This is a genomic window from Dyella sp. C9 (genome assembly GCF_003332825.1).
Classification (GTDB): domain Bacteria; phylum Pseudomonadota; class Gammaproteobacteria; order Xanthomonadales; family Rhodanobacteraceae; genus Dyella.
In genome coordinates this window covers 162,347-184,668 of sequence record NZ_QIRF01000005.1, presented here as the reverse complement: position 1 = coordinate 184,668, position 22,322 = coordinate 162,347, and the positions used below count along the sequence as shown (strand labels likewise).

At 66.1% G+C, this 22,322-nt stretch carries 20 protein-coding genes; 10 read left to right on the top strand and 10 right to left on the bottom strand.

Annotated features, from left to right (window positions below):
* Positions 1-323 precede the first annotated feature (323 nt).
* Positions 324-635, top strand: coding sequence for a HigA family addiction module antitoxin (locus DVU99_RS09295; protein ID WP_114239929.1), 312 nt, complete (start codon positions 324-326; stop codon positions 633-635).
* Between the two features lie 33 nt (positions 636-668).
* Here DVU99_RS09295 and DVU99_RS09290 read toward each other — a convergent pair whose 3' ends face one another.
* From DVU99_RS09290 to DVU99_RS09265, 6 genes are all read right to left on the bottom strand, one after another.
* On the bottom strand, positions 669-2,150 hold the full coding sequence (locus tag DVU99_RS09290; RefSeq protein WP_114239928.1) for a DUF1254 domain-containing protein: 1,482 nt from the start codon (positions 2,148-2,150) through the stop codon (positions 669-671).
* Positions 2,151-2,299: 149 nt separating this feature from the next.
* The gene (locus DVU99_RS09285; RefSeq protein ID WP_157971388.1) at positions 2,300-3,784 is read right to left on the bottom strand and encodes a DcaP family trimeric outer membrane transporter; all 1,485 of its coding nucleotides are present in this window, start codon (positions 3,782-3,784) and stop codon (positions 2,300-2,302) included.
* Positions 3,785-3,945: 161 nt separating this feature from the next.
* The gene (locus DVU99_RS09280) at positions 3,946-4,953 is read right to left on the bottom strand and encodes a hypothetical protein (RefSeq protein WP_114239926.1); all 1,008 of its coding nucleotides are present in this window, start codon (positions 4,951-4,953) and stop codon (positions 3,946-3,948) included.
* On the bottom strand, positions 4,950-5,936 hold the full coding sequence (locus DVU99_RS09275) for a DUF2157 domain-containing protein (protein ID WP_114239925.1): 987 nt from the start codon (positions 5,934-5,936) through the stop codon (positions 4,950-4,952). The genes DVU99_RS09280 and DVU99_RS09275 overlap by 4 nt, the downstream gene beginning before the upstream one ends.
* A 226-nt stretch (positions 5,937-6,162) precedes the next feature.
* On the bottom strand, positions 6,163-7,644 hold the full coding sequence (locus tag DVU99_RS09270; RefSeq protein WP_114239924.1) for a DUF1254 domain-containing protein: 1,482 nt from the start codon (positions 7,642-7,644) through the stop codon (positions 6,163-6,165).
* 206 nt (positions 7,645-7,850) lie between these two features.
* A complete protein-coding gene (locus DVU99_RS09265) occupies positions 7,851-8,609 on the bottom strand; it encodes a hypothetical protein (protein WP_114239923.1) in 759 nt (252 codons plus the stop codon).
* A 533-nt stretch (positions 8,610-9,142) separates the two neighbouring features.
* Between DVU99_RS09265 and DVU99_RS09260 the strand changes: the two genes are divergently transcribed.
* Complete coding sequence (locus DVU99_RS09260; protein ID WP_157971387.1) at positions 9,143-10,087, top strand: transporter; 945 nt, start codon at positions 9,143-9,145, stop codon at positions 10,085-10,087.
* A gap of 6 nt (positions 10,088-10,093) precedes the next feature.
* On the opposite strand, the gene DVU99_RS09255 is transcribed toward DVU99_RS09260, so the two are convergent.
* From DVU99_RS09255 to DVU99_RS09240, 4 genes are read right to left on the bottom strand one after another with little or no spacing between them, the layout of a single operon-like run.
* Positions 10,094-10,636 (bottom strand): lipocalin family protein, encoded by a 543-nt coding sequence (locus DVU99_RS09255; protein WP_114239921.1) that lies wholly within the window; start codon positions 10,634-10,636, stop codon positions 10,094-10,096.
* A 10-nt stretch (positions 10,637-10,646) separates the two neighbouring features.
* On the bottom strand, positions 10,647-11,858 hold the full coding sequence (locus DVU99_RS09250) for a DUF2252 family protein (RefSeq protein WP_114239920.1): 1,212 nt from the start codon (positions 11,856-11,858) through the stop codon (positions 10,647-10,649).
* A gap of 54 nt (positions 11,859-11,912) precedes the next feature.
* Positions 11,913-12,185 carry a flagellar biosynthesis protein gene (locus DVU99_RS09245; RefSeq protein ID WP_114239919.1) on the bottom strand — a complete coding sequence of 91 codons (273 nt, stop codon included), beginning with the start codon at positions 12,183-12,185 and terminating at the stop codon, positions 11,913-11,915.
* Entirely contained in the window at positions 12,182-13,324 is a 1,143-nt protein-coding gene (locus tag DVU99_RS09240; protein ID WP_114239918.1) for a flagellar hook-length control protein FliK, read from the bottom strand. Before DVU99_RS09240 ends, DVU99_RS09245 begins: the two co-directional genes overlap by 4 nt.
* Before the next feature lie 271 nt (positions 13,325-13,595).
* On the opposite strand from DVU99_RS09240, the gene DVU99_RS09235 reads away from it, so the two are divergent.
* From DVU99_RS09235 to cheD, 8 genes are all read left to right on the top strand, one after another.
* Entirely contained in the window at positions 13,596-13,913 is a 318-nt protein-coding gene (locus DVU99_RS09235) for a lipid asymmetry maintenance protein MlaB (RefSeq protein WP_114239917.1), read from the top strand.
* 14 nt (positions 13,914-13,927) lie between these two features.
* The gene (locus DVU99_RS09230) at positions 13,928-14,290 is read left to right on the top strand and encodes a response regulator (protein WP_114239916.1); all 363 of its coding nucleotides are present in this window, start codon (positions 13,928-13,930) and stop codon (positions 14,288-14,290) included.
* 190 nt (positions 14,291-14,480) lie between these two features.
* Positions 14,481-16,481 carry a chemotaxis protein CheA gene (locus tag DVU99_RS09225; RefSeq protein WP_114239915.1) on the top strand — a complete coding sequence of 667 codons (2,001 nt, stop codon included), beginning with the start codon at positions 14,481-14,483 and terminating at the stop codon, positions 16,479-16,481.
* A 168-nt stretch (positions 16,482-16,649) separates the two neighbouring features.
* The gene (locus DVU99_RS09220) at positions 16,650-18,314 is read left to right on the top strand and encodes a methyl-accepting chemotaxis protein (protein WP_114239914.1); all 1,665 of its coding nucleotides are present in this window, start codon (positions 16,650-16,652) and stop codon (positions 18,312-18,314) included.
* Positions 18,315-18,495: 181 nt separating this feature from the next.
* Entirely contained in the window at positions 18,496-19,002 is a 507-nt protein-coding gene (locus tag DVU99_RS09215) for a chemotaxis protein CheW (RefSeq protein WP_114239913.1), read from the top strand.
* Positions 19,003-19,028: 26 nt separating this feature from the next.
* Positions 19,029-20,741, top strand: coding sequence for a methyl-accepting chemotaxis protein (locus tag DVU99_RS09210; RefSeq protein WP_114239912.1), 1,713 nt, complete (start codon positions 19,029-19,031; stop codon positions 20,739-20,741).
* A gap of 2 nt (positions 20,742-20,743) precedes the next feature.
* Entirely contained in the window at positions 20,744-21,625 is an 882-nt protein-coding gene (locus DVU99_RS09205) for a protein-glutamate O-methyltransferase CheR (RefSeq protein ID WP_114239911.1), read from the top strand.
* Positions 21,622-22,281 (top strand): chemoreceptor glutamine deamidase CheD, encoded by a 660-nt coding sequence (gene cheD / locus DVU99_RS09200; RefSeq protein ID WP_114239910.1) that lies wholly within the window; start codon positions 21,622-21,624, stop codon positions 22,279-22,281. Before DVU99_RS09205 ends, cheD begins: the two co-directional genes overlap by 4 nt.
* Positions 22,282-22,322 lie beyond the last annotated feature (41 nt).

Genomic DNA, 22,322 nt, shown 5'->3' with positions numbered 1-22,322 from the left:
GTCCGTTCCCCTCGAACGCACCCTCGGTTTCGGTTACGCCGGCCTACATGCGCCGGGCGGGGAAGCTCACAAGTGGTCGTGTCAGCTTTCGCCGACAGGCGCCATCGGCTACGGATAAATTCCGCCTTTTGCGCCCCAAGGCTTGATAGCAGGCCCGGAGTGAGCATTTCCGGCGCCCGGTAGCCGCCCCCGCGCTGAATTGTTCGCTGGCCTGGCGCGTTACTCCTCGGCTATCACGCACACCGGTTACCGGCATGCGCCGACACGGAAGCCTGTAGGGCTTGATCCGTTGTTGGGCCGTGCCTGACAGGAGATAAGGCCCGATGAGCCTGATACAGCTCGATCCGCTGATGGACTTTGACTCGTCGATGAGCGTGCGCAGTCCTGGCGAGGTGCTGTTGCACGATTTCCTTGAGCCAAGCGCCATGCCGGTGGCACAGCTTGCCCGCCGCACCGGGATTCCGTTGCCCTTGCTGAGGAAGATCATCCTCGGGCAGGGACGCATCAGCGCCGAGTTCGCCCTGCGCTTGTCGCACGTGCTGGAGTCCACCCCGGTCTATTGGCTGCAATTGCAGGCGCGTTATGACCTGGCCACCGTGGCCGCCGGGCGTGGGGCACGGCGGTGTGGGAGCTGATTGCTCTGTATATCCGCGAATATCGGCGGCGCCTCAGTGGGTGCTTTTCACCACCGGCGGCGGTGTCCACTGTCCGCTGGTGACTGCTGGTTCCGGCCAGTAGGCGCGCACGTACAGCGAGAAATCGCCCTTGGGGGAGGGCAGCCAGTTGGCGCGCTTGTCGCCTTCCGGTGGCGTGTTCTGCACGTAGATGGTGAGCGAGCCATCGGGGTTGAGCTTGAGGTCCTTGTTCTTGGTGCCCACGGAGTAGCGTTTGATGGCATTGGGCTCGAAGAAGTGGTCCTGGTTGTAGAGCGTCAGTGACCAGAAGCCTTTCACGGGCGGCATCTGCTCTTTGCTGAAGGTCACCGTATAGCTGCTCTTGCCGTTGAGGCGGGCGCCGCCCTGGTCGAGGTCCTGGTAGAAGTACTTTGTCTCGTTCGGCTTGTTGACGAAGATGTTGGAGCGGGCCACGGCAGTGCGGGTGAAGTAGTCGGTGCCGAAGGCCGCGCCGTTGTTCTGCGTGGTCCAGTTGTAGGGCAGCGGAATGCCGTAGTTGCGGAACTGCAGCAGCGGGGTGACGACTTCGGCCTCCGCCTTGCGAGCCTCGTCTGTCATGGCGGCCTTGAGCTTGGGGTCCTTGGCTGCGGCATCGAGCAAGGACTGTATGCGCGCGTAGCGTGCCGCTTCACCGGGCAGTGGCGGCGTGTCCTTCAGCACCGCCGGCAGTTCATCGACGAACTTGTCGGGGTCTACCCATTTGGTTTCGCCACTGCCACCGGCGGGTGCAGGTACGCTCGGTGACTTGCTCCAGTCATGTTGCTTCGCCTTGCCGTCGAACTTGGACAGCGGATAGACGTCGATCTGGTTGACCACCGCCTGGATGGCCTTGTGATCTTCCGGGGTGTCGTCCATGAAGACGCGGGGTATCACCACGCCCGTGTTGGTCGAGGAGCGGAATACTCCGGAGATGCCCTTGGGCACCGTGCCATGCCAGTTGGGTCCAACGAGCAGGTAGAAGCCCGGCTTGGTGCCATACATCTTGCCGAGGTCGGCAAAACTGTCGGTGCGGGTGTCCACCACCTGGTACACCCAGAAGCGATCGTCGAAGTCGGGCACCTGCACCACCACCGGTTCTACATCCAGTGCCAGCAGCGAGATGCCGTAGACCACGTCCTGGTTGGGGCAGGCCACGGCGCGTTCGGAAGGGTCGACGTAGCTGTGCAGCATGCTCAGTTCGTTGAGCGGAGCAATGGGCACGGTGCCACCGAGCAGGGCTGGTTCCGGCACGTGCGCGAAGGTCATCCGCCGGTTGTACACGTTCACCATCGGCCAGGCCCAGAAGTAGGCATCGCGGGTGACCATGCGAACGTAGGATTCGGTCAGGCGGGTTCCCGGCACGGGGCCGGGCAGGGCCGTGGCGGGAGTCGGCGCGGAAGACGTTGGCGCAAGGTCGGCGGCGGCCACTGCCGTCGAGCCCAGGCTTACGGCCAGTGTCGCGGGGATCAAGGCGAGAAGCGTATCGAGACGTCGCATGGCTGGTCTCCCGGGCACGTGTGGTCGGCAAGATCAGAGCACGTCCCGAGGAACACCGAGTCAGTGAAAACTCTGCGCGGGCATCCGTAAAACTACCTAGCCTGGGACCTTGGTGCATGCATTGATTCCACCGAGCGCATGGGGGCGAGCTAGGGGTTGAGGTCGTAACGCAAGGTGGTCTGCAGGCGCTGGCCCTCGCCGCGCATATCGGTGAGGGCGATGTTCTGTCCCCACAGGTATTCCACGCCCAGCATCGCGCGCTCGCTGAATTGCCACGCCAGGTTCACTGCCGCGAACTTGGTGCTCTTGGGCAACTGCTCGCTGATCAACATGTCCGACGATGGGCTGACGCGGAGATAGCCGTACGAGGCGCTGGAGGTGAGCGAGGCGGTCCAGCCATGCGTATAGCCCAGGCCCCAGCCGCGTGCGCGGATGGCTTGCAGCACGCCCTGGCGGGTGAAGGCCGCATCCAGGCCCAGGCCGGAGATGTCCTGCAGGAAGTTGGCGTAGCCGCGACCGCTGCTCACCCAGGCTTGTGCGCTGTCGTACTTGAACAGCTGGGTGTTGCCGGTGAGCTGGGTGGCGAAGGCGGTGGTGCGCTGGTCCTTGCCGTTGGCGGCGTTTTCCATGCCCAGGTCGCGAAAGAGGTTGGCCCACTGTACGTGCCAGTTCGGCGTTTCCCAGCGCAGGCCCAGGGTGAAGTCGGCCAGGGGCGAGTAGGGCACGTAGCGGCCGATCGCGGTGATGTCGGCATTGGGTTTCTCCACCGACATCGGCAGGGTGAGCGTGTTGTCGCCCCATTTGCGCAGTACCGGCGGGAATCGCAGCTGCGGGCCGTATTTGTAGGTGAACGAGTTGGGGCCTTCGTAGTCGAGCGTGTTGGGAAAAGCGTCGATATCGCTGAAGGCCGAGCTGTAGTAGCCGGCGAGCAGGCTGTAGCGTTCGTTGTCCAGCTCGCCATAGAAGTACTGCATGTCATATGCCATGTCGGCGCTGTCGCTGCCGAAGAAGTCGTTCTTGTAGACCACCTTGAGCACGCCGTAGTCGGTGTCGCGGCGGAAATCCATGCGGAACACGCTCTGCTTGGCGCTCATGTCGCTGTTCCAGCCCGAGCCGTAGAAGGGCTGGCCGCGCACGGGAATCGACGAGGGCATGAACAGGTCCTTCGCGCCCATGGTGGTGTTGTCGATCAAGGTGTCCAGTTGCGCCACCAGATCGAGCTTGAGCAGGTTGCCGGTGTCGCCAAGGCGCAGGTAGCCCTCTGGTAGCGGCTCGGTTACGCCGGCCGGTGCGGAAGGCGGGCGATACGGGCGGGGCGTGCCGGCAGTGGCCGGCGGTGTCGAAGCGCTCACCAGCGATGCTTGCGCAGGGACCGACGCGGCGGCGGGGACTGACGGAGGCGGTACCTTGGCTTCCAGCTCATCGAGCCGCTGCTGCATTTTCTGCATCTGCGCCTGTTGCGCCTGCATTTGTGCACGCAGCTGGGTGAGCTGGGCCTTGAGCTCGTCCGAGCTGTCCGTGGTTTGGGCAAGCACCGGCGAAAGTGCCAGCCATGCGGCACCGAACCACCAGCGGCGGCGCGCAGGCCGCCCACCGTGATTCGCCGCTGTTGCCGGGCCCTGCCGCTGCCGCATGCTCCTCTCACCCCCGCTTTCGTGGTGTACGAACGCGACACTAGGCGAGCTTCAGGGAGAGGGAGCAGAGGGGCAATAGAGAAACTACTGTGCCGGGATGGGTAAATTTACCGGCTTGGGTTGGACCCGGTCCTGCTGTGGCGCCTTGGGCGGGGTGGCGGTTAGGCCGGTGCCTGCCCGCGCCGGCGCGATTCCAGCCACAGTGCCAGGCCCAGGGCAGATCCGCCGCCGATGAGCAGGCTGAACAGCCAGCCGAGATAGCCGCCGACGTAGGTGAAGAACAGCGTATAGGCCTGGATGATGAAGAATGTGGCGCCGTAGGCCCTGAGCATGCGGTAGCTGTATCGGATGCCGGCCTGCAGCAGGCCGATATTGAGCGCCGCACAGCACAGGTTGAAGAACACCAGCTCACCCGCAGGCGCTTCGCGCCAGGAGCCTTCGATGGTATCGAAGTTGCCGAAGATCGACAGCAGCCACAGCGCCATCTCGGCGAGGAACAGGCCGAAGGAGATCCACACCTTGCTGAAGCCGCGATAGACCGCCCATGGGCCGTGCTCCGCCTTCAGGTGTGCGAAGCCCACAGTGGCGATGAGCAGCGCCATACCGAGGAAGCGCAAGGGATAGTTCATGCCGAACCAGTACGCACCCCAGCCGCTGCTGTATCCGGTTTCGCCGCCGAACCAGGTGAAAAACACCACGCCGGACAGTATCAGCAGGAGCACGTTGTTGAGCGCATAGCTCAATGCCAGCAGCACGATCAGGTCGAAGAACAGCAGGGCGGGCCAGTCGCCGCTGCCGGTGTCGAAGATCGCGCCGAGCACGAAGCTGAGCCCTACCAGGGTGCCGCCGCCCAGCAGCTCCGCCGTCAGCGCACTCCAGCGCCAACGGCGTTGACCTAGCGCCCTGCCGGCAACAAACAGTCCGCCGGCAGCGAGCGCCAGCCCGAACGCCAGGTGAAGGAGGGTAAACACGAACAGGCTGCGCAACAGCGTGACCAGGCCAGCAGCGGCACTGATCGCGCCGAACAGCAGGAACCAGCGGCCCAGCGAGAGCCAATCCCAGCGCCCCAGCGGATACAGTGCGGCGACCTTGCGGTAGGTGTCGGCATCGAGCAGGTTCTCTCGCAGGAGTTGATCAAGTTCAGTGCGTGCGATGCGGTTGCGATTCATGGCGTGGCCCTCTGCGCGCGTCGTTCGAACATCCAGCCAAGCAGCGCGGCACTGAGGCCCGCCAACAGCAGCAACCATCCCAGCGATAGCCGATCCCAGAACTGTTCGAACAGCCGTGTGTACAAGTCGATAGCCAGGAAAACCACGCCAAACCCGGTCAGCTTGCCGTCTTTCAATCGCGCACCAAGCCCGATCTGCGCGATGCATACGAGCGTGAACTCCCATACCCAGGCAAGCGCGTGGTTGTTGCCATAGGCATCCAGGGAGAGAAACCACAGGGAGACGTTTAGATAGAGCAGGCCAAAAATCACATAAAGACGGCCGAATCCTGCAAGGCTGGCCCATGATCGTTCCTCCGCCTGCTGGTGCCACAGGCCGAAGGCGGTACACAGCGCGGCAAAAAGGGCCATGACCGCGGGGTCCTGGATATCCGCGACATAGGCACCGCCACCAGCATAGCTGTGCCATGCCCCCACGCCGTGGAACAGGCAGATCAGTGAAAGCAGCAGCGGCCAGCGCAGGTGATAGGCATAGGCGGTGGCTGCCGCCACCAGGCCGGTCAGCACCAGCAGGGAGGACATGCGGCTGCCGCTGAAATCGTCACTGCTGGCAGTGGCCATCAGCCACATGGCGCCGTAGAGCGCTGAGAGCCCGATCGTCACCAGTGCGCTTCCGCTGAACGGATGTCGCTGGAGCGGATGGGTCGCCATGCGGATGCCTGCATACCAGAGCCCACCGGCGACGATCAGGAGCAGTACGCCACCGGCGACTGGCGAGTTCATCATCAGGCCAACGGCGGTGAGTATCGCCATGCCCAGCAGGAAGGCCGCGGCCAGCCCCAGCCACGCGATCAGGCCGCGGGAAGCGGCGCCCTTGCGGTCGTAACGTTGGCCAAGCCGATTGAACAGCTCCGCGTCGATGAGTCCACGGTGGTGCCAGTCGGCAGACTCCTGGGCAAGCAGCTCTGATGTCGCTTTCTTCATCGCATTCCTTGGGATGGTGGCCTCGCCGGGTGTGGCGGCCTCACCGCGACGACACCTCTCGGCGGTAAAAAGTGCACGGCGAAGCATCCGCGCATCGGCACCGCTGTCGTTACGCGGAGACAGCACGAAGGTGTGATCTGTCGAGAGTATAGGGCGCCGCCCGGGCTGCGCCTTTAGGACAAATCTTGGTTTTGCCGGGCTATTCCCCGGCATCGCCCTCGGATAGTCAGCCTTGCGGTTCGAAATCCCCGGGCACCCAACTCTTGTCGAAGAAGGCCTTGGTGGGGCCGTACAGGCGAAGCAGAACGAAGTAGCCCTTGCCCGGCACGGTGCGTATCCAGTTCGCCGCATCCTTGGGGCGCTTGGGCGCAAACCAGACGTCGGTGGAGCCATCGGCGTTGGTGGCCGGCTTGTCCATCTGGTTGAGCGAAGGGAACGGCTGGCCGTTGTCCAGGCCCGAGGCGGTGACCGAATCGTAGGCCGTCACCGACCAGAACAGCGCGGCGGGAATGCCCTTGGGCAGGTGCAGGCGATAGGTCTTGTCGCCGCTGAGGGTCTGGCCGTTCACGTCCCACGCGGTGAAGGGATATTTGGCGCCCACGTTTTCCATGTTGATCGCCATGCCCGGGCTGGTGGAGTAGGCCAGGGCGAAGAACTTGGTGCGCGCGTCGATCTCGTTGTAGCTGGCAGCGCTGAACTGCGCGTTGTCGGGAAACGGATTCATCCATTTGCGATCGGGGTAATAGCGCTGCGCGGGAGCCTGCTCGGGCGTCTCGAAGGCCAGCGCACGGCTCATTTCCACTGCGCGCCGCGCACCGCGGTCGAGGATCTGGCGCAGATGGTCGTCGGGCTTGAACGGCTGCCCCTTGACGATGCCCAGCGTGGCCAGCACGCCGCGCATCTCCATGTCCTGCGGGTCCACGTATTCGTGGTCGATGTAACGCGCCAGCATGTCAAAGGCCGAGCCGTCGCGCGGATAGAGCATGTTGGCCGGACGCGAGGAGGCATCCGGAAACACCATGGGCTTGGCGGTGGATTCCTTGCCGAGCGGGTAGATGCGGGTCTGCTCCATCACCTGCACCGGCGGGTCCAGGTCCTTGGGGTCCTTGAAGAAGCCGCGCCAGAAGATGAACAGGCCGTAGGTGCGCGAACGATAGGTGTAGTAGCCCTGCTCGGGTACGCTGCCGCTGTAGTCCGGCGGCAGCACCAGGTATTTGCCGCCCTTGCCCTTGTCCGGGCCGGGCAGGCCCACGTCGCCGCAGGCGCGCTTGCCGTCGACGGCTTTCTCCATGCAGACCGGCCGCTGGTAGAAATCGTCGAGGATGCCCTGCAAGCCCGGCGGCACCTCGATCACCAGCGGCCCCGTTTCGGCGAGGTCGGCGTAGCCCATCGCGTAGATCACGTCGGAGTTGGGCGTGGTGACCAGGGTCTTGGCGTTCAGCCGTTCCTTGAAGATCGGCAGCACGTTATAGCCCTTGCCGAACACGCGCTCGGAGCCTTCCTTCATCGCCTCCATGTTGAGCGCGGGCAGGGCCCACAGGTAGGCCTGCACGGCGCGCTGGTACAGCAGGTCATCCATCAGCTCGGTGGTTTTCGGCGGCGTGGGATAGCCCTGGACGAATCCGGTGTCCTTGCCCTGGGCATGGGCCATGCTGCTCATCGCGAGGGTCATGGCGATGCCAAGGGCGATGCTTGAAAAGCGACGCATACATCCTCCAGAGCGTGTGCGAGCCGTCGGCGCCGCCGCGGGGCGGCCCGTCCCGGAGCTGGGCATGGACGCTCCATGGTCGGCGATGACGACGGCCGGGGCATCCGTATTTGTACGTAGGCGTCGCCGGCCGGCCTGTGCCGGCCATGCCGGGCCTCGCCGCGCATCGGGTCGGCGTGGGCGAGGGATGCGATGTCCGGGCCGGATCAGAAGCGGGCTTTCAGCAGCAGCTGGAAACCCCTGAACTTGAAGTCCGCATCGCCGTTGAATTTGGACTGGGTGACATCGGCATTGATCTTGTTGAAGGCGTACTGGGTGACGATGCCGAAGTGCTCGACCGGATAGAATTCGAAACCCACGCGCGCGTTGTACAAGGTGGCGTCAACCTGGTCGACGTCGGCCTTGAACGCCCCGGCGTCACCCACGAAGCGCACCCAGTTGGCGAACTGGTAGCGGTAGCTGATGCCGATGGACGGGTCGGGAAGGTCGCTGGATACGTGGGCCGAGCGACTGCCTGAGGCCGATTCGGTACCGCTGCCGTTGCTGGCGAAGGCGGTGCCGCTCAGCTTCAGGCTGAAGCGATACGCCTGCAGGCCCGCGGCAATGCCGAAGGCGCCCTGATCGCCGATCCACGCCCAGTAGCGATAGATGACTGACGCAGCATCCAGGGTGAAGCGCGAATCCAGTTGCGCACCCAGCGCCAGGGTCTGTTCGTTGAACTGTATGCTGCGGTCCAGGTAGCGCGAGGCGTCGTGGGAGTCGTGGTAGTAGGTGAACTCGAATTCGTGCCGGTCCCACGGGCGCCACGTCACGTCGAGGTAGGGCAGTGCGCGCGTGCCGCCCTGGCCAAGGTCACGCGAGAAATCCAGCGGAGTTCCGGAGCCCCGGACACTGCCGTCGGCACGCAGGTTGGCCGAGGTGTTGTTCGCAAAGCCACCCACGCTCACCGACAGGTAGTCGAGCATGGGGTGGTCATCGGCGTGGGCATTGCAGAAGAACAGTAACGAGACACACAGAGCAGGCAAACAGTGGCGGCCGCGGTGCTGCATATGCCCCTCCTGGGAAGGACGAGACCGACATTCAGGGCCTCAACTCCCTGCAGTCGTCATCCAGGCTGGGTGGTTGCCGTCGGCTGATTCCTTGCGAACCGCTTGGCGCGACGCACCTCGGACACGACGACCCACGACTCCCTTTCAAGTCGGTGGGTGCATCAATGACTGTAGTCCCGCGCATGGTGAACGTGTGGTGAAACATCGGGGTCATCGGCGTGCTTGGGCTGGACGTCCAAATGAACGTGGTAAAGCGGTGGCGGCGAACCATGTAGCGGCTGCTTTCAGGGCGCGATACCTGCGTATTTCTACCTAACCGGCCTAGGTGGATTTTCGCTTGCCCCTTGGCAGCAGGACGACCACGCTGGCGGCGAGTGCAACGGGGTCCGTCGGGCATGCTGCCGAAATTGTGGTTGCGCTGCACGGCCTCTCCACCGTCCAGAGATGCCATGAAAAAACTTGCGCTGGTTACCTTGTTGGCCGCCGCTGCGGCAGCCGCCCCCGCCTATGCCACCGAAGGTGGCGTGGGGCATGCCATCACCGGCCTGCAGGCCACCTCGTACTCGGGCCTGATCCCCCCGACGCCGGGCTGGACGTTCAACGTCTCCTACGCCTACTACAACGGCAGCATCAGTGCCTCCCGGCAGATACCGCTCACGGGCGGCGGTACTTCGCTGGGCCTGAGGGGTTCGTTCGACCTGCTGAACTTCACCGGGCTGTACATCTGGAATACCAAGTCCACGTCGTGGAACTTCGCGTCGGTGTTTACCTTGCCGATTGCCTACGTGGATGCCTCCGCAGGCCTGCAGGTGGGCCCGTTCTCGGCCCGCAAGACCGACAACGACACCGGCCTCTACGACGCGACCTTTGCGCCGGTGGTGGCCAGCCATCATTTCAGCCAGACCTCGCACATTTCGTTGTCGCTCTACATCACCGCGCCCACCGGCAACTACGAAAAGGGCCAGCTGGCCAATCCCAGCCTCAACGTGTGGGTGTTCTCGCCGACCGTGGGATACACGCAGCTGTTCCAGCAGGGTTCGCTGGAGTGGAGCACCACCACCGCGGTGGACTTCTACACCAGGAACAGCGCCACCGATTACCAGAACGGCTCGGTGTTCCGCATCGATTCGCTGCTGGTGAAACGGCTGCCCTCCGGCTGGGGCCTGGGCGCGGTGGGCGGCTGGATCTACCAGCTTGAGAATGACTCTGGCCCCACCGCCGACCGCCTCAATGGCTTCAAGGGTCATGCGATCAGCATAGGGCCGATGGTGAACTACCTGAAGAAATGGCAGGGCGGCCAGGTGGAGTTCTCGCTGCGCTGGACACACGAGTTCGACGTGAAGAATCGCCTGGCGGGCAATCCGGCGATGCTGTCGGCCACCATCTCGCTGTAATGCGGCTCAGTCGAGCCCGCCGGCAATGATCAGCTTCTCCACCGGATAACCGCGCAGCCCGGAGCGCAGGCGCAGCCGCTCGAACAGCTCCGGGCTCATCGATGGTGTGCGTGAAAGCACCCACAGGTACTTGCGGCTGGGGCTGCCGACCACGGCCCACTGGTAGTCGACGTCCAGCTCGATGATCCAGTAGTCGGCCCATACCAGCGGTAGCCACGACAGCCAGGCAGGGGCAAAGCGTACCTGCAACGCACCGGGCTGGCCCTTCACGCGACGCGCGATGCCGAGCGCGCTGTCGGTATCGCCACTGCAGTTGCGGCAGGCGTTGTGCACGGTGAGCGTGCCGTCCGCGCGTGGCGTGTAGGTGGCGGTGACGCGGTCCACGCAGTTGCGCTGGTAGTACATCGGCAGGTGCGCGATTTCGTGCCAGACGCCGACATAGCGTGCCAGGTCCACCTGCTCCAGCGGTTCGTTGGGCAGGGACAGCGCGCCCGGTGGCAGCGCGGGCATGGCGGTAAGCAACAGGGAGATGGGGTGGCGCCGGTGCATGTCTGCTCCTTCAGGCGCGGCCGCCGACGTAGATGCGGCAGTGGTCCAGGTAGTTCGGTTCGTGCACCGACAGCAGGCCGGTGACGGCCTTCCACAACCACGACGGCGCATCCAGCGTGCGCAGATGGTTGCGCTGCAGTTCCTTGCACCAGGAGGCACGGGTTGCCGTATCCATCTGTCGCGCATGGGCCTGGCCGACGACATGGGCGAGAAAGGCCGCCACGCGCTCCGCCTGCTTGCGACGCAGCCTGGCGATGTCGATCTTGATGTCCTGCGGCAGCAGCTCGCGCACGAACACCGGCTTGTCGAGCAGGTGCGCGGCACGCATGCGATCGCCCAGGGCCGGCGCCAGATGGCGTGCCGCGGCGACCACGCGTTCAGCCGGGTTGCGTGGCATGCGCACGCCCTTGGCGCGCGGCGCGACCGAGGCGGTGGCCTCCTTGATGTCGATGAGGCAAAGGTCGTCGCCTTCCACCACATTGCCATCCACATCCAGCAACACTGCATAGCGCAGCAGTCCCAGCGAGCTGCAGCCCTTGCGCCAGTACGCGGCATCGAGCACGCGCACGTCGTCGGTGGCTTCGCGATGGTGCAGCTGGGTGGCGAGCGCCATCAGCTCCGGTTCCCTGAACAGCTTGCCGATGGCCTTGCGCTCGCCCGCCGCCAGCGGCCAGAACTCCTTGGCCAGCGGAAACGCCAGCTCGGGTCCCTGCATGCGTTCGCGCGCCAGCGATTTCCAGTTTCGGCGCAGCGCGCGCTTCATCACCAGGCGGATGGCGCCCGGCATCTTCGGTTGGTCGGTTTTCCCTTCGGGAAAGGCGGCCTCGTAACCGTCGAGCATGGCTTCCATCATGTGTGCGGTGATCACGCCGGGCAGGTCCGAGCCGCGCGCGGCCATGGCCAGCGAAAGCGCGAGGCGGATCAGGTCGTGGGCGGGGTTGCCGATGACGCTCTGGTCGAAGTCGCGCAGCTGGATCGACACGTGGCCTTCATCGTCGGCCACCGGGCCGAGGTTGCCGACATGGCAGTCGCCGCAGATCCAGATCGCCGGGCCTTCGGGCAGGTGCGGCGCCGCACGCGAGTCGAGCCACGCATAGAACTGGCCCGTGTTGCCGCGCACGTAGGCGTGGGCGGAGCGGGCCATTTTGGTATTGCGGCGCTCGATCAGGGCCTGGTGCCGGCGCGATGGCGGCACGGCGCGGGGAACTGCGGGGTGGGGCATGGGCGGTCCTGGATTACAGGGGGCCACTTTTGCCGAGCGGACATGAAAATGACGTCAGCTTGCCTCGTCTGCCGCGTCGTAGATGCAGGCCAGCACCGCGGCCGCGGCTGCATACAAGGTGGGCGGCACGCCCTGGCGCAGGCGCAGTGCGGCCAGCAGGGCAGCCATTTGCGGATCGTGATGCAGCGGGATGCCCAGCGCACGGGCCCGCGCCAGCAGGGTTTCCAGCGACTCGGGAGGCAGGCTAGCCGGCTGCGGGAGATCCGCCGGACCACCGGACAGGCGAAGGGAGACCCGGCGCCGGGCGGGAGGAAGTGGAGTGCTCATGCCATCGTCTTCAGCAGGATCGCGCTGTGCGGACTAGTGCTTTGCGGCAGGCCGCGCTGGCAGCTGAGCTGGTCGAGGATCAGCCCGGTGGCGGCCAGTTGGTGTCGCAGGGCTCCAAACTGTTGTTCCAGCCGATGCACGGTGTCGGGCCGTTCGGCCCACAGGCGCACGGCCAGTCGCAGGTCGCGTAGTTGCAGTTCGCCCTGTATCGGGCCCAGTGCCGGTAGATCCAGGGCAAAACCCAGTGTCCAGGCATTGCTGCCGGCCTCGCCTTCGGTGCCTTGCTGCAGCTGGAGCTGCAGGATGTCGCGACCGTCTTCGCCCTGCACCGGGATCTCGATCATCCACGCCGAGGCCGTGGTCGCTTCCAGCTGTGCCACTTCCACGCGCGCCAGCGCCGCATGCACTTCGCCGTGCAGGCGACCGAGCAGGGCGTCGATGTCGTCGTTGAGCAATTCCTGCGGCAGCATCACCCGTGGCTGCGGCTGCAGGCCCCGTTGCTGCAGTGGCGGCGGTGTCTCGCTGCCGCTGCTGACGGCGCGCCGCGTGGGCAGGTAGTCGTCGAGCAGGCTCGCCAGTCGCAGCAGGGCGGCTTTCCAGTCTTCCTGGCTCAGTCCCGCCATGTCGACCTGCGGCTGCGCGAGCAGCGCCTCCAGGAACAGGCCGCTGCGGTTGATCGCTTCTTCCAGGCCGTCACCCCGGGTGATCTCGGCCGGCGTGCGAACGCCATGCTCGAGCAGGGCCAGGGCCGGGCGAAGGTAGGCCGGCAACTGCCGCAGCGCGGGGCGCTGGGCCAGCGCGTCGAGGGTGGCAAGCAGCGGTGCGTAGCCGTTCTGCTGGGGCAGGCGCTCGCGCAGGGCCTGCTGGGTGGCCGGCTCAGGTGCCTGCGCGGTGAGGACTTCCAGCAGTGGCTGCGCGCCCAGGCTGAGCACGCGCACCTGGAACTGCGATGGCAGCTGGCCGCGGGGGGCTTCTGCCTCCACGGCAAGCGCGCCGATCTGCAGCACCATCATGCCGTCAGGGTTGATCCCCAGTGGCCTGGCGGCCAGCACCGTCCCGATGCGCCAGCTCTCCGCCGCACTGCCTGAGGCAGCGCCGGCCCAGGTAAGGGCAGCGAAGCTGGTGGGTTGTATGACCAAGCAAGGCTCCTTGCGGCGGGGTTTTGTCCGCGCGCCCATCCGTGCCCCATGCATCGGCGCGACTCGTGCGAACTTGAGGCCGATTTTTCGACGCCCGGCAATTTTTTGTCGCGAAGTGTGAACGGCGTGGCGTCCGCGAGGGCGCGCCGCTGCGGGCTTCCCGCCCTGCGCGCACAGCACGTAAAAGTGCGGCTTTTGGCCTAAAGCGGATGCCGTCATGGCCGATAAGCACCCCGTAGACGCCCACGGGGCGCGGCGAGGATCGAAGGACATGGGCAAGGCAACCACACAACGCAAGGGCGACACGGTGCGTGCCATCAGCCTGCCGGCCGATTTCCGCATCGCCGCGCTGGACGAGGTCAAGGCCAGCCTGGTCGAAGCACTCGATGTGCCGGCCGTGCAGATCGACGGTGCCGCCGTGGAACGCGTGGATACCGCTGCGTTGCAACTGCTGGTGGCGTATCGCCGCGAGGCGGTTGCGCGTGGACAGGCGCCGGCCTGGCAAGGCGCCAGCGCAGCGATGCGCGAGGCGGCCGCCGTGCTCGGCCTGGTACAGGCTCTGGAATTGCCGGCAACGACGCCGGCCTGAAACTGAGGTGGAAGATGGCAAAGATTCTTGCGGTGGACGATTCGGCTTCGATGCGCGGCATGGTGGCATTCACCCTGCGTGGCGCCGGTCATGAGGTGAGCGAGGCGGAGAACGGCCAGCTCGCGCTGGATGCCGCGCGCAGCGGCAACTTCGACCTGGTGCTGGCGGACGTGAACATGCCGGTGATGGACGGCCTCAGCATGGTGCGCGAGCTGCGCACGATGCCTGCCTACAAGGGCGTGCCGATCCTGATGCTGACCACGGAGTCGCATACGGACAAGAAGATGGAAGGCAAGGCTGCCGGCGCCACCGGCTGGCTGGTGAAGCCGTTCGACCCTGACCAGCTGCTGGCCACCGTCAAGCGCGTGCTCGGCTGAGCACCAGGCCCCTCTCCCTCGGGGGAGGGGTTGGGGTGAGGGTGCGGGACTGGCGCGGACCTACGGTGTTTCGCTCCTCCCGCGCCCTCATCCGCTGCGACCCGAAGGTAGTCCCCGTGGGACCGGCACCTTCTCCCCCGGGGAGAAGGGTCTCGATCTGCAAGTAACCGTTCCTTTAGAGAAGCATCCCATGAGCAAGGCCGCCCTGGCACAGTTCCAACAGGTGTTCATCGAGGAGAGCCTGGAAGGGCTCGACACGATGGAGTCGTCGCTGCTTGAGCTGGACAACGGCGGCGACGCGGAGCTGGTGCACACCATTTTCCGCGCGGCGCATTCGATCAAGGGCGGTGCGGCCACCTTCGGTTTCCCGGAGATGTCCTCGTTCACCCATGAGGCCGAGTCGCTGCTGGACGAGGTGCGCAGCGGCAAGCGTGCGATCGACGGCGCCATCATCGAACTGTTGTTGCGGACCGTCGATTGCCTGCGCGCCATGTTCGCCCGCGCCCAGGCCGGCGAACCGCTGAACGATACCGTGGCCGAAGCGCTGCGCAACGAACTGGCCGCGGCGATGGGGCGTGGCGCCCCGGCCGGTGCCGTGCAGGCGCGACGCAACGTGGACCAGGCCGATGCCTGGACCATCCGCTTCCGTCCGTATGCCGGCATGCTGGCGAGCGGCAACGACCCGCTGCGGCTGATCCGCGAACTGGGCGGACTGGGCGAGCTCACGGTGACCCCGGAGTTCGACCGCCTGCCGGCCACGCTGGCCGCGCTGGAGCCAGGCGAATGCCATCTGGGCTGGACCATCGAACTGAAGGGCCCGGCACGTCGCGCCGACATCAGCGGCGTGTTCGACTGGGTGGAAGACGAGTGCGACCTGAGCATCGATGCGCGCCATGTGGTGACTGAAGCCGCACCGCCGCCGGCCGCTGCGCCAGCCGCACCGGCCCCGGCCGCCGCGGCGCCGGTCGCCGATGCAGGTGCCGCCCGCGCGCAGCGCGAGGCCAGCGCCGAGTCCAGCTCGGTGCGTGTGTCGATCGACAAGATCGACGGACTGATCAACCTGGTGGGCGAGCTGGTGATCACCCAGTCCATGCTCGACACCTTCCGCGAGGGCGAGATCGATGCCGCGCGGCTGGCCGTGCTCGAACAGGGCCTGGCCCAGCTGGCGCGCCACACGCGCGAGCTGCAGGAAAGCGTGATGGGCATACGCATGCTGCCGATCGCCTCGGTCTTCAACCGCTTCCCGCGCATGGTGCGCGACATCAGCCAGAAGCTGGGCAAGCAGGTGAAGCTGGAGCTGGTCGGCGAGCAGACCGAGCTGGACAAGACGGTGCTGGAGAAGATCGGCGACCCGATGGTCCACCTGGTGCGCAACGCGATCGACCACGGTCTGGAAACGCCGGACAAGCGCCGCGCCGCCGGCAAGGGTGACACCGGCACGCTGACCCTGGCCGCATCGCATCGCGGTGGCAGCATCGTGGTGGAAGTGTCCGATGACGGCGCCGGCCTCAACCGCGATGCCATCATCGGCAAGGCGGTGCAGCGCGGGCTGATCAGCAGCGGCGAGGGCATGAGCGACGAGGCCGTGGCCGACCTGATCTTCCAGCCGGGCTTCTCCACCGCCGCCGTCACCACCGACCTTTCCGGCCGTGGCGTGGGCATGGACGTGGTCCGCCGCAACGTGGCCGATCTGGGCGGCACCGTCACCATCCGCAGCACGCAGGGCAAGGGCAGCGTATTCACCATCACCTTGCCGCTGACGCTCGCCATCATCGATGGCCTCACCGCCGCGGTAGGCGAGGAGCGCTACATCGTGCCGCTGGTGTCGATCGTGGAGTCGGTGCAGCTGAAGGGCGACGCCGTGCGCAGCGTGGCTGGTGGCGGGGAACTGTTCCGCTTCCGCAACGAATACCTGCCGGTGATCCGCCTGCATGACGCGTTCGGTTGCCAGGACGCCGTCCGCGGCATCGACGAAGGGCTGATGGTGGTGGTCGAGGGCGACGGTACCCGCGTGGGGCTGTTCGTCGACGGCCTGATCGGCCAGCAGCAGGCGGTGGTGAAGTCGCTTGAAGCGAATTATCGCCGCGTGCAGGGCGTCTCGGGCGCGACCATCCTGGCCGATGGCTCGGTGGCGCTGATCGTGGATATCGCAGGCCTCGTACGCCTGCAGGCCCGACGCAAGGCGGCCTGAGCAAGTTTCACCGGGGGCGGCAGGGATCCAGGGGCGCCGCCCCGATTGAAGGCAACACCAGTCGCGACAGGAAGCCGCGGCCGTTGGCGTGCGCGCCAGCGCAGAGCAGTGCAGGGAATGAATCCGGGCAATCGCATCCCGCCCTTTTCATTCTGAAGGTCATCTCCCATGAACTCCCCATTGAAGTACATCGATCGTCTTGGCCTGGCCGCCAAGGTGTGGCTGGTCATTGCCTTCGTGGTGGCTGGCCTGGTCGCGCTTACCGTGATTTCCGCCATCGACAGCCGGCGCCTGCAGATGGATGCCCGCGTGCATTCGCTGACCGACCACGTGACGGCCGCCAATGCCGTCATGCAGAGCTATTACGACCGTTACAAGGCCGGCGAATTCAGCGAGGCCGAGGCGCAGAAGCGCGCGCTGGCCGAGCTGCAGGCCATGCGCTGGAACAACGGCGCCGGCTACGTGTTCGTGTTCGACGACAACTTCGTGCTGCGCATGCACCCCATGCTTACCGACCAGGTGGGCCGCAACGTGCATGACGACGCCGACCCCAATGGCCATCACCTCTACCAGATGATGCAGAAGGTGGACCACGACGGCGGCGCGGGCGTGACCGAGTACGTGTGGCCGATGCCGCCGGAAAAGAAACTCGAGCCCAAGATCACCTACACCACCTGGTTCAAGCCGTGGAACCTGCACATCGGTGCCGGCGCCTACTTCGTGGACATCGACCAGCAGTTCCGCTCCATGCTCGAGGGCAGCCTGCTGCGCGCGCTGCTGGTGGGCCTGCTGGTGATCGGCGTGGTATGGCGCTCGATGCACAGCATCCGCCGCAGCATCGGTGGCGAGCCCACCTATGCGCTGGCCATGGCCGGGCGCATCGCCGACGGCGACCTGGCTGCCACGGGCAGCGAACAGGGCTTCCCCGAGGGCAGCATGCTGGAGGCGCTGGAACGCATGCGCGCCAAGCTGGTGGAGATCGTGCGCGAGGTGCAGCAGGGCTCGCAGGTGGTGTCCACGGCGGCGCAGGAGATTTCGCGCGGCAACGACGACCTGTCGCACCGTACCCAGGAGCAGGCCTCCAGCCTTGAGGAAACCGCCGCCTCGATGGAAGAGATGACCTCGGTGGTGCGCCAGAGCGCCGACAACGCCGGCCACGCCGACCAGCTGGCGCGCAGCGCCCGCGCCCAGGCCGAACGCGGCGGCGAGGTGGCGGTGCGTACCAGTGGCGCCATGCGCGAGATCGAGTCGGCCAGCCGCCAGATCACCGACATCGTGCAGCTGATCGACGAAATCGCCTTCCAGACCAACCTGCTGGCGCTCAACGCCGCGGTCGAGGCTGCGCGTGCCGGCGAGCAGGGCAGGGGCTTTGCGGTGGTGGCAGGCGAAGTGCGTAACCTGGCCCAGCGCAGCGCGAGCGCCGCCAAGGAGATCAAGGCCCTGATCGGCGACACCGTGGACAAGGTGCAGGCCGGCTCGGCGCTGGTGGAGGAGTCGGGCCAGGTGCTGGCCGGCATCGTCGACAGCGTCAAGCGCGTCACCGACATCGTGGCGGAGATTGCCGCGGCGGCGCAGGAGCAGTCCTCCGGCATCGACCAGGTAAACCGCGCGGTGATCCAGATGGACGAAGTCACCCAGCAGAACGCCGCCCTGGTCGAGGAGGCCGCCGCCGCCGCGCGGGCCATGCAGGAGCAGTCCGACGAGCTCGAACGCCAGATCCGCTACTTCCGCCTGCAGGACGCGCCGGCCACGCCGGCCCGCCCGCGAGCGCCAGCGGCGCCGGTGGCTCCTCGCGCCGTGGCGGTCGCCGCCGGCGTCTGGAACGAATTCTGAGCCGCGCGCAGGAACGCACGCCCTGTGCGTGACCCGTGGCTTGCGACGGGGCCGCTCGCGGGGCCTGTCGCGCACAGGGTGCGCTCCTGCATACCGAGCCCAAGCCCCTCAAGTTTCCACCTCCACCGCCGATCCAGATTCCGAAGGGGGGCCTCGCACGTGGCCCCGACACGAGGCAACCATGTCCGATAACTCCCGGAGCGAGGCGCTCCAGTCGCAGTACCTCACCGTCAACCTCGCCCACGAGGAATACGGCATCGACATCCTGGCGGTCCGCGAGATTCGTGGCTGGACCCCGGTGACACGCATTCCGCAGGCGCCGCACTACGTGCTCGGCGTGCTCAACCTGCGCGGCGCCATCGTGCCGGTGATCGACATGCGCCTGCGCTTCGGCATTGAGCGCGAGGCCTACGGCGCCACCACCGTCACCGTGATCATCACCGTGGCCGGCCGCAACTTCGGCGTGGTGGTCGATGCCGTGTCCGACGTGCTCGACGTATCGCCCGACGCGATTCGTCCGGTGCCGGACATGGGCACCACCGTGGACACCGAATATCTCAAGGGGCTGACTTCCACTGGCGAGCGCATGGTGCTGCTGCTGGACGTGGACAAGCTGCTGCAGCCCCAGGATGCCCAGATGCTGGAGGCGGCGCTGCCCGCCGCCTCCGATGTGAAAGCCGTGGCCTGACCGATTTTGCAGGAAGTGGAATCATCATGAAGAAGTTCGCTTTGAAAGCTCCGGAACTCTCCGTCCGCAACCGCATGCGCGTGGTGCTGGGCCTGCTCGGCCTGATGCTGATCGGTGGCGCCATCATCGGCATCGGCTCGATGCAGGAACAGAACGATGGCATGGGCAGGATCTACGACGAGGAGATCGTGCCCACGCAGCTGGTTTCGCAGATCACCGCGCGCCAGCTGATGTCGTTCATCCTGCTGGGTGAATCGGGATCGTTGGTGGGCAAGCCTGACCAGGTGAAGGCCAAGCTCGCCGAATACGCCAAGCTGCAGGCCGAGATGGAAGGCCTCAAGAAGCAGCTCGCGGCCATTCCGATGAGCCCGAACGTCAAGAAGAACTACGACAATTGGCGCTCCACCGACGCCGACTACTCCGATGCCAAGGCATCGATGGTCGACGCGCTGAACCAGGGCGACAACGGCGCCAGCGATCTGCTCGAAATGCAGGTGCGCCCGCTGATGATGCAGCGCCAGGACGCCCTGGGCAAAATGGTCGATGCACAGCGCGCGGACGCCAAGCAGATCTATGACAGCCAGGTGTCGCGCTATCACTTCGTGCGCACCATCAGCATCATCGCGCTGCTGGCCGGCCTGGTGGTCGCCACCGTGATGGCCATGCTGCTGATGCGTTCGATCCTGAGCACACTGGGCGTCGCGGTGAAGGTGGCCAATGCCATCGCCACCGGCCACCTGGGCCATCACATCCAGAACCGTCGCAAGGACGAGCTGGGCGAGCTGCTGGATGCCCTGCGCACCATGGATGAGCGCCTGGTCAACATCGTGGGCGAAGTGCGCCACGGTGCCGGCTCGGTGAGCTCGGCCGCGCAGCAGATCGCCCGCGGCAACGATGACCTCAGCCAGCGTACGCAGGAGCAGGCCTCCAGCCTGGAAGAGACCGCCTCGTCGATGGAGGAAATGACCTCCACCGTGAAGCAGAACGCCGAGAACGCCTCGCACGCCAACCAGCTGGCCAGTGCCACGCGCCGCCAGGCCGAGCACGGTGGCGAAGTGGCCTCGCAGGCCAGCGCGGCGATGCGCGAGATCAACGAATCCAGCCGCAAGATCTCCGAGATCGTCAGCCTGATCGACGAGATCGCCTTCCAGACCAACCTGCTGGCGCTCAACGCCGCGGTGGAAGCGGCGCGTGCCGGCGAGCAGGGCCGCGGCTTCGCGGTGGTGGCCACCGAGGTGCGCAACCTGGCGCAGCGCAGCGCTGGTGCGGCCAAGGAGATCAAGGGGCTCATCAACGACAGCGCCGACAAGGTGCGCGTGGGCTCCTCGCTGGTGGACCAGTCGGGCAAGGCCCTGGCTGAGATCGTGGACAGCGTGAAGAAGGTGACCGACATCGTCGCCGAGATCGCCGCGGCCAGCCAGGAGCAGTCGGCCGGCATCGACCAGGTGAACCACGCCGTGCTGCAGATGGACGAGATGACCCAGCAGAACGCCGCGCTGGTGGAGGAGGCCGCGGCCGCCGCCCGTGCCATGCACGAGCAGGCCGGTGAACTGGCCCGCCAGGTGGGCTTCTTCCGCACGGGCGAAGGCAGTGGCGAAACGGCCAGCGAGAAGGCGCGCGGCCAGTCGGTGATGGCCGAGGCCGAGGCGGTGTTCGCCGCCGTGCGCAGCAGCAGTGCGGCACCGGCACGCGCGCCGAAGGCCGAAGCCAGCGACGCGGGCGCCTGGAAGGAGTTCTGAGCATGAACATGGCCGCCACGATGGACAACCAGGCTGCCGTGGCGGGCATGGGCGGCCCGTCGCTGGGCAACGCCGAGTTCGAGTTCCTGCGCACGTTCGTCTACGAGCACTGCGGCATTTCGCTGGGCGAGCACAAGCGGCAGCTGGTGCAGGGCCGCCTGTTGCGGCGCCTGCGCGCACTCAAGCTGCGCGATTTCCCGGCCTATTGCGAACTGCTGCGGCGTGATCCGCAGCAGGAGCTGGGCGAGCTGGCCAGCGCCATCAGCACCAATGTCACGGCATTCTTCCGCGAGTCGCATCACTTCGACCTGCTGGCCGATGAGCTGCTGCCGCGCTGGATCGCCGAGAAGAAGAAGGATGGCGGCCGCCTGCGCATCTGGTCGGCGGGCTGCGCCACCGGCGAGGAACCCTACACGCTGGCCATCGTGCTGGCCGATGCGCTGGAGAAGCACGGCGGCAACGTCGACGCCAAGATCCTCGCCACCGATCTGTCGCCGCAGGCGCTGGAGACGGCGCGCAAGGGCGTCTATCCGATCGAGCGGCTGGAGGGCGTGAGCACCGAACGTCGGCGACGCTGGTTCCTGCGTGGCGAGGGCGAGTACGAGCAGTACGCCTGTGTGCATCCGCGCCTGCGCGAGCTGGTCAGCATCCTGCCGCTGAACCTGCTGCACGACTGGCCGATGCAGGGGCCGTTCGACGCGATCTTCTGCCGCAACGTGGTCATCTATTTCGACAAGCCGACCAAGCAGCGCCTGTTCCAGCGTTACGCGGGCCTGCTGCCCGAGGGCGGCTACCTGTTCCTTGGCCATTCGGAGTCCATGTACGGACTCAACGACAGTTTTGACCTGATTGGACGCACGGTCTACCGGAAACGCAGTGCATGAGCGTCCCTGCAGTAAAAGTGCCCAGTGGCGCCGGTTATGACCCGGCCCGCATCCTGCCCGGCTTCGAACACCTGAGGCGATTCTGGGACCCGGCCCACGCCTGCGTCACCGTCAAGGTGTTGCCGGGTGAGTATTACGTCAGCACGCAAGAGGAAATGATCTCCACCGTGCTGGGCTCCTGCGTATCGGCCTGCGTCTACGACCGCAACCGGCGCATCGGCGGCATGAACCACTTCATGCTGCCCGAGCCCCTGGGCGGCGAGCGCGGCAGCTGGGCCGACACGGTAGGCCGCGCGGCGCGCTACGGCAACGACGCGATGGAGCAGCTGATCAACGCCATCCTCAAGGCCGGTGGCCAGCGCGCCAATCTGGAAGTGAAGGTGTTCGGCGGTGGCCGCGTGCTGGCCACCATGACCGACATCGGGCAACGCAACATCTCCTTCGTCCGGCGCTACCTGGAGGCCGAGCACCTCGCGGTGCGGGCGGAGGACCTGGGCGACGTGCATCCCCGGCACGTGCAGTTTTTCCCCAGCACCGGCAAGGCGCGCGTGCGCCAGCTGCGCAACCGTACCGATGCGGTGCTGGTGGACGGAGAGCGTTTGTATCTCAAGCGTTTGGCAAACGATCCGATAAAGGGAGAAGTGGAGCTGTTCTGACGCGCAGCGCGCGCGGTGGCTCCTCCTGGCAAGTTTCCGGC

Coding starts and splice junctions, on each gene's coding strand:
- DVU99_RS09230 (WP_114239916.1), top strand. CDS start 13,928: ATGGCAAAGATTCTTGCGGTGGACGATTCGGCTTCGATGCGCGGCATG.
- DVU99_RS09285 (WP_157971388.1), bottom strand. CDS start 3,784: ATGCGGCAGCGGCAGGGCCCGGCAACAGCGGCGAATCACGGTGGGCGG.
- DVU99_RS09215 (WP_114239913.1), top strand. CDS start 18,496: ATGTCCGATAACTCCCGGAGCGAGGCGCTCCAGTCGCAGTACCTCACC.
- DVU99_RS09260 (WP_157971387.1), top strand. CDS start 9,143: ATGAAAAAACTTGCGCTGGTTACCTTGTTGGCCGCCGCTGCGGCAGCC.
- DVU99_RS09265 (WP_114239923.1), bottom strand. CDS start 8,609: ATGCTCGACTACCTGTCGGTGAGCGTGGGTGGCTTTGCGAACAACACC.
- DVU99_RS09255 (WP_114239921.1), bottom strand. CDS start 10,636: ATGCACCGGCGCCACCCCATCTCCCTGTTGCTTACCGCCATGCCCGCG.
- DVU99_RS09250 (WP_114239920.1), bottom strand. CDS start 11,858: ATGCCCCACCCCGCAGTTCCCCGCGCCGTGCCGCCATCGCGCCGGCAC.
- DVU99_RS09205 (WP_114239911.1), top strand. CDS start 20,744: ATGAACATGGCCGCCACGATGGACAACCAGGCTGCCGTGGCGGGCATG.
- DVU99_RS09295 (WP_114239929.1), top strand. CDS start 324: ATGAGCCTGATACAGCTCGATCCGCTGATGGACTTTGACTCGTCGATG.
- DVU99_RS09275 (WP_114239925.1), bottom strand. CDS start 5,936: ATGAAGAAAGCGACATCAGAGCTGCTTGCCCAGGAGTCTGCCGACTGG.
- DVU99_RS09290 (WP_114239928.1), bottom strand. CDS start 2,150: ATGCGACGTCTCGATACGCTTCTCGCCTTGATCCCCGCGACACTGGCC.
- DVU99_RS09280 (WP_114239926.1), bottom strand. CDS start 4,953: ATGAATCGCAACCGCATCGCACGCACTGAACTTGATCAACTCCTGCGA.
- DVU99_RS09210 (WP_114239912.1), top strand. CDS start 19,029: ATGAAGAAGTTCGCTTTGAAAGCTCCGGAACTCTCCGTCCGCAACCGC.
- DVU99_RS09220 (WP_114239914.1), top strand. CDS start 16,650: ATGAACTCCCCATTGAAGTACATCGATCGTCTTGGCCTGGCCGCCAAG.
- DVU99_RS09225 (WP_114239915.1), top strand. CDS start 14,481: ATGAGCAAGGCCGCCCTGGCACAGTTCCAACAGGTGTTCATCGAGGAG.
- DVU99_RS09270 (WP_114239924.1), bottom strand. CDS start 7,644: ATGCGTCGCTTTTCAAGCATCGCCCTTGGCATCGCCATGACCCTCGCG.
- DVU99_RS09235 (WP_114239917.1), top strand. CDS start 13,596: ATGGGCAAGGCAACCACACAACGCAAGGGCGACACGGTGCGTGCCATC.
- cheD (WP_114239910.1), top strand. CDS start 21,622: ATGAGCGTCCCTGCAGTAAAAGTGCCCAGTGGCGCCGGTTATGACCCG.
- DVU99_RS09245 (WP_114239919.1), bottom strand. CDS start 12,185: ATGAGCACTCCACTTCCTCCCGCCCGGCGCCGGGTCTCCCTTCGCCTG.